Consider the following 6,013-nt stretch of genomic DNA (forward strand, 5'->3'; position numbering starts at 1 on the left):
TGGCTAAGTTTGATATAGCTTCATGAATTTATTATACATTACCCACTATCCGAAGAGCTGTGCAACAAAGCCATCCCAGTGTCAAGCACTGGGATGACACCGTCATAAAGTAAACCAGTACTTGGATGAACTGGCAAAAATTGCTCTTAAATCACAAGTTCGTGCAATGATGGTGCTTCTTTAAGAAGCACCATTTGCTAATGTTTTGAAGCTTTAATGCTTATTATGCGCATGTATTTGTTGTTGCATTCCATGTTTTACCATCAGGGCAAGCAGTTGCACCATCTTTACAAATCACACCACCTGGTACTATTTTTGAAACAACTACAGGTGCACCAAAAAACACAGCAGTAAATGCACCAAGTGCAAAAAGCGCTGGCCATGGCATTCTGCCAAATATTGCCAGCAATGCTGCACCTATTATCACTATTGTAATCATAGGCCCGCCTATACCGTGAGTATAGCCTACTATTTTGCATATTGTATTGGTTGTTGCATCATCAGTAACAGCAGCAGCAAAAGCATTATCAAATGCAAAGGAAAGAATTAAAGCTACAAGTAGAAGAAAATTTTTCATTATGCCTCCGTATTTAACGCTGGATTATCTATCATTTTGATTAAATTTAAGTAAACGGTGAGGATTTTTTGCTTAAAAGTATGCTTTATTTCATTTAGAATACTTTTCTTAGTTTATTTATATTACAAGTGCTACAGAAATTTTATAGTATCGTTTATTGCCTTTATCGTGCTTTAATTGACACAATTTATAATGATGGAGTGGAGCACGCAGGATATCTATCATTTTTAATCCTGTTATCAATATTTCCTTTTCTTATTGTTTTAATGGCCATGGCATCAACGTTCGCAAATTTCTTAGATCAATACAATGTCGGCTGGGCATTTATTATTGATAACATGCCACAGGATATTTTATCATCTTTGATGCCACGTATTAGGGAGATAATATCAGGCCCTCCGCAAAGCTTATTAACCTTGGCAATTGTAGGCGCTGTTTGGACTGCCTCATCGACAATTGAAGGATTTAGAACGATATTGAATAAGGCCTATAAAGTTCCGGTTTCATCGCCTTATATATGGAGAAGGGTGCTCAGTATATTACAATTTTTAGTAATTACGCTTGTTACAACTCTGACTATAGTATTTTTTACATTAGTGCCAATGTTAATTGATTTTTCTTACCAAGGGCTAAGTTATACTAGATATTTACTTATTGAGTTTGTGCTTTTTACTATAGTATCTTGGCTATATTTTACATTGCCAAACATAAAGCAAAACTTATCAGACGTATTTCCCGGATCTTGTGTGGCTGTTATTCTTTGGACGATCTCTGCTTCAGCTTTCAAGCAATATTTAAAAGCTTCCTTTGATCAACTGAATTTGATATATGGAAGCTTAGGTGGTGTGGTAGTATCGTTACTATTTTTTTATGTGCTAAGTTTGATTTTTATATATGGAGCAAAATTTAATTTTCAGCTAAAATATTTCAATGGATCTTGCTAAGGAGAAAGAAATGGGTAAGTTAGAAGGTAAAGTAGCTTTAATTACCGGGGCTTCAGGTGGAATAGGCTCTGCTGTTGCAAAAAGGTTTGTAAGAGAAGGTGCATGTGTGATTCTGATTTCAAGGTTTATCGATCACCTCAAGCCACTGTATAATGAAATTGAAGAGCTTAAAGAAGGCTATGTAAAACTAATTCAGCTTGATCTTTTAGACTTTGAAAACGTAGAAAAACTGGCAAATATGATAGAAAGCCCAAAATTATCAGAATCTGGCACACTTGATATACTGATTACATGCACTGAAATTTTATGTAAGTTGAGCCCTGTTCACGATTGTGAGCTTGAAGATCTACAGAAGGTAATGAATACAAATTTTACTGCCAGTTGGTACTTGCTAAAAAATTTGGGTCCGATACTAAAAAAGTCTAATGCTGGAAGAGCGATATTCATGACCTCAAAGATAACACTTTCTCCTTCCTCTTATCCATATTGGATGCCATATGCTGCAAGTAAAGTTGCACTAGAAGCAATGGTGAAGATATATGCATCTGAGACAAAACATACGAATTTGTGCATAAATGCCGTGTATTCGGAAGAGCCTATCGATAGTGAAATGTATAAGCAAGCATTTCCGGGAAAAGATATATCTGAATTGGTGCCACCTGATAAACTGACAGACAAGTTTGTAGAACTTGCTTCTGAAGATTGTAGCATATCAGGACAAATCTTACCACTTAGCAAATCTCCCGAGTAAATTACCATAGTATCTGCAAAGATACTGTTAAGCCTAAAGGTAGTTAGGTTTAATAAAAATTCACATACACAGGAAAGATTGGTAACATTATTTGAGTCGAGACTATTATTGTAATTATGCCAAAACGCACAGATATAGAATCTATATTAGTAATAGGAGCAGGCCCAATAGTTATAGGTCAGGCATGCGAGTTTGATTATTCTGGAACGCAAAGCTGTAAAGTATTAAAAAGTGAAGGTTATAAAGTCATTTTAGTTAACTCCAACCCCGCAACTATAATGACAGATCCTGAATTCTCTGATGCAACTTATATTGAGCCGGTGCTACCTGAAATCATAGAGAAAATTATAATTAAGGAGATGCCAGATGCAATATTGCCAACAATGGGCGGGCAAACAGCACTCAATTGCGCAATAAAACTTGCAGATGATGGAGTGTTAGACAAATACAACGTAGAATTAATAGGAGTAAATAGAGAAGCAATAAAAAAAGCGGAAGATAGAGAATTATTTCGCCAATCCATGGATAAAATAGGTCTAAAATACCCCAAAAGTATCATTATAAAAAATCAAGAACAAATAAAAAAGGCTTTGGATTACATTGGATTACCAGCAATCATCCGTTCATCATTCACTCTTGGTGGCGCAGGTAGCGGCATAGCATACAATAAAGAGGAGTTTTTCAATATTGCAGAAAGTGCTCTAAAAATTTCACCAATAAATGAAGTTCAGATAGATGAATCAATTATGGGCTGGAAGGAATATGAAATGGAAGTTATCCGTGACTGCAAGGATAACTGTATAATAGTGTGTTCAATAGAAAATATTGATCCAATGGGAGTGCACACCGGAGATAGTATCACAGTTGCTCCTGCTTTGACTCTGCGTGATGCTGAATATCAACAAATGAGAAATGCATCTATAGCAGTGTTGAGAGAAATTGATGTTAGCGCCGGTGGTGCAAATGTTCAGTTTGCAGTGAATCCTAAAGAAGATGGAAGCCTCGTTGTAATTGAAATGAATCCAAGGGTTTCTCGCTCCTCTGCACTTGCTTCGAAAGCAACAGGCTATCCTATTGCAAAAGTTGTAACTAAACTTGCTATTGGCTATTCGCTCGATGAAATATGTAACGACTGTGCTCCAGTTATACCTGCTGCATTCGAACCAGTGATTGATTATATCGTCACTAAAATTCCTCGATTTGAGTTTGAGAAATTTAAGGGGACGAATTGTGAACTATCAACCTCCATGAAATCAGTGGGAGAAGTAATGTCTATAGGCCGCACTTTTAATGAGTCACTACAGAAAGCTTTTCGCTCACTTGAAACAGGGCTCACGGGACTTGATGAAGTGTTTTCTGAAGACACAGATGTTAAATCTCAATTAGCAAAATTGCTGCCAAACAGATTACTGATTGCTGCTGACGCAATGCGTCACGGAATTAGCATAGAAGAAATAAATTCGATTACAGGATATGACTTATGGTTTCTGCAAAATATACAGCAAATCATCTTGGCTGAACAAAAAATCAAGGAAAACGGCCTTCCTGGAACTGCATATGAAATGTTAGAGCTGAAAAAAATGGGATTTTCAGATGCAAGGTTGGCAAAGTTAAGCAATAAGAAAGTAGAGCAAATTGAAGCAATAAGGAAAAGGTTTGGTACTAAACAAGTTTATAAACGTGTAGACACCTGTGCAGCTGAATTTGAATCGAGCACTGCTTATATGTATGGCTGCTATGAGGGTGATGTTGAAAATAAAACGGAATGTGAGGCGAATATTTCGGATCGAAAAAAAGTTGTCATTTTAGGAAGTGGTCCAAACCGCATTGGTCAGGGTATTGAGTTTGATTATGCATGCGTACATGCAGCTTCTGCCGCCAAAGAAATGGGATATGAAACAATAATGATTAACTGTAATCCAGAAACCGTCTCAACTGACTACGATACCGCTGATCGTTTATATTTCGCCCCACTGATTGCAGAGGATGTGCTTGAAATACTAAGCAAAGAGCAAGAAAATGGCACACTGGTTGGTGTAATAGTTCAAATCGGCGGGCAAACGCCTTTAAAGTTAGCCAAAGTGCTTAACGAGAGAGGTTTCAAAATTCTGGGAACTTCGTTTGATTCTATTGACCTTGCAGAAGATCGCATGAGATTTAAAAATCTTGCTTTGCAACTTAATTTAAAACAACCTGAAAATTCTATCTGCCATTCAGTAGAAGAAGCGTTAACCAACGCAGAAAAGGTGGGGTTTCCACTAGTAGTCAGGCCATCATATGTCCTCGGCGGTCAGTCTATGTCGATTAGACACGATACTCAGAGCTTTAAAGAGTATGTCTTGAATCAAACCAAAATTTTTGAACACGGATCGCTGCTTCTTGATAAATTTTTAGTCAATGCAGTTGAGGTTGACGTTGATGCTGTATGTGATGGGAAAAAAGTTTTCATTGCAGCGGTCATGGAGCACATTGAAGAAGCTGGTATCCACTCTGGCGATTCAACATGCTCAATACCGACAAATACATTGAGTGACGAAGTAATAAAAGAGATCGAGCTCCAAACTGAAAGAATAGCATTAGCATTAAAAGTGAAAGGTCTGATAAACATTCAGTTTGCTGTTCAAGAGAGTGATGTATACATACTTGAAGTGAATTTAAGGGCTAGCCGTACAGTTCCTTTCATTTCCAAGGTAATCAACATTCCTGTTGCAAAGCTTGCCACTCAGGTTATTTTGGGTAAAAATTTGAATCAGGAAAACAAGCCTTTCAATCATTTTGCAGTTAAAGCTGCTGTTTTTCCATTTACCCGCTTTGCAGGAGTTGATACTTTACTTGGTCCTGAAATGAAATCAACAGGAGAAGTGATGGGAATTGACTTATCTTTCGAAGCTGCACTTGCAAAAGTGCACATGGCTGCAGGATACAAGTTACCAACAGAAGGAGCAGCTCTGGTTTCAGTAAAAGATGATGATAAAGAGTGTATATTGCCTGTTGCACGAATGTTGAAAGAACTGAGTTTTGAAATATATGCCACCAAAGGCACAGCTTCGTATCTGAACAATAACGGCATTGCTGCAAAAGCTGTAAATAAAGTGAGAGAAGGCAGACCCCACATAGTTGATATGCTCAAAGATGGAAAAATAAATCTAGTGATCAATACCTCAAAAGGTGTGAAATCAGTTTCAGATAGCAAAGATATCAGGAGAACTGCTATTTTGCAAAATATAGCTTATAGCACCACAGCTTCTGGGAGTAAAGCGTTAGCGCTTGCAATTCAATATGTAAAGAATAGCAAATTGGAAGTGAAATCATTACAGCAGATACAAAATGTTTAAATATCAAGACTATAATAAATTATTACTTATTTCAAAATGAGGATCGTGTAAGCTAAGGCGAGAGAAATTTAATTAAAGGATTTTTGTGTCAGTATCAATATATATAGCACTTCTCATAATAGTCCAAAAAAGGTAAGATATGGATTTATAGTAGTGATGGTAAGCATGCCAGCAGCATATAGTTATGACTTAAGAAAAAAGGTAATGGAAGCATTGGATGAAGGAGAGAGTGGAGAAACTGTTGCCAAGAGATTTAAGATTGGAGAAACAACTTTATATGAGTGGAAGAAAAGACGTGAGAAAACGGGAGATTTTCAATCAAAAAAGCTTGGAAGCGTGGCATAAAATTACCGACTGGAATGCATTTGCCGAATTTGCAAATGAGCAAGGTGGCAAAACTCAGTCA

The 6,013-nt window shown here is 37.0% G+C and carries 4 protein-coding genes and 1 pseudogene; 4 read left to right on the forward strand and 1 reads right to left on the reverse strand.

Annotation, left to right across the window (positions count from 1 at the left end; all coding sequences use genetic code 11):
* Positions 1-223: 223 nt before the first annotated feature.
* Positions 224-577, reverse strand: a complete 354-nt coding sequence (locus ACJ5GX_RS00705; RefSeq protein WP_230608996.1) for a TrbC/VirB2 family protein — start codon at positions 575-577, stop codon at positions 224-226.
* A gap of 128 nt (positions 578-705) precedes the next feature.
* On the opposite strand from ACJ5GX_RS00705, the gene ACJ5GX_RS00710 reads away from it, so the two are divergent.
* The 4 genes and pseudogenes from ACJ5GX_RS00710 to ACJ5GX_RS00725 form a co-directional block, all read left to right on the forward strand.
* On the forward strand, positions 706-1,521 hold the full coding sequence (locus ACJ5GX_RS00710; RefSeq protein ID WP_052264967.1) for a YihY/virulence factor BrkB family protein: 816 nt from the start codon (positions 706-708) through the stop codon (positions 1,519-1,521).
* Positions 1,508-2,272, forward strand: a complete 765-nt coding sequence (locus tag ACJ5GX_RS00715; RefSeq protein ID WP_007302308.1) for an SDR family oxidoreductase — start codon at positions 1,508-1,510, stop codon at positions 2,270-2,272. Before ACJ5GX_RS00710 ends, ACJ5GX_RS00715 begins: the two co-directional genes overlap by 14 nt.
* A 116-nt stretch (positions 2,273-2,388) precedes the next feature.
* On the forward strand, positions 2,389-5,607 hold the full coding sequence (carB, locus tag ACJ5GX_RS00720) for a carbamoyl-phosphate synthase large subunit (RefSeq protein WP_052264966.1): 3,219 nt from the start codon (positions 2,389-2,391) through the stop codon (positions 5,605-5,607).
* A 165-nt stretch (positions 5,608-5,772) separates the two neighbouring features.
* Positions 5,773-6,013 (forward strand): annotated as a pseudogene (locus tag ACJ5GX_RS00725) (IS630 transposase-related protein); the annotation flags it as partial.

It is taken from the genome of Wolbachia endosymbiont of Tuta absoluta, assembly GCF_059414725.1.

Coding starts and splice junctions, on each gene's coding strand:
- ACJ5GX_RS00715 (WP_007302308.1), top strand. CDS start 1,508: ATGGATCTTGCTAAGGAGAAAGAAATGGGTAAGTTAGAAGGTAAAGTA.
- carB (WP_052264966.1), top strand. CDS start 2,389: ATGCCAAAACGCACAGATATAGAATCTATATTAGTAATAGGAGCAGGC.
- ACJ5GX_RS00705 (WP_230608996.1), bottom strand. CDS start 577: ATGAAAAATTTTCTTCTACTTGTAGCTTTAATTCTTTCCTTTGCATTT.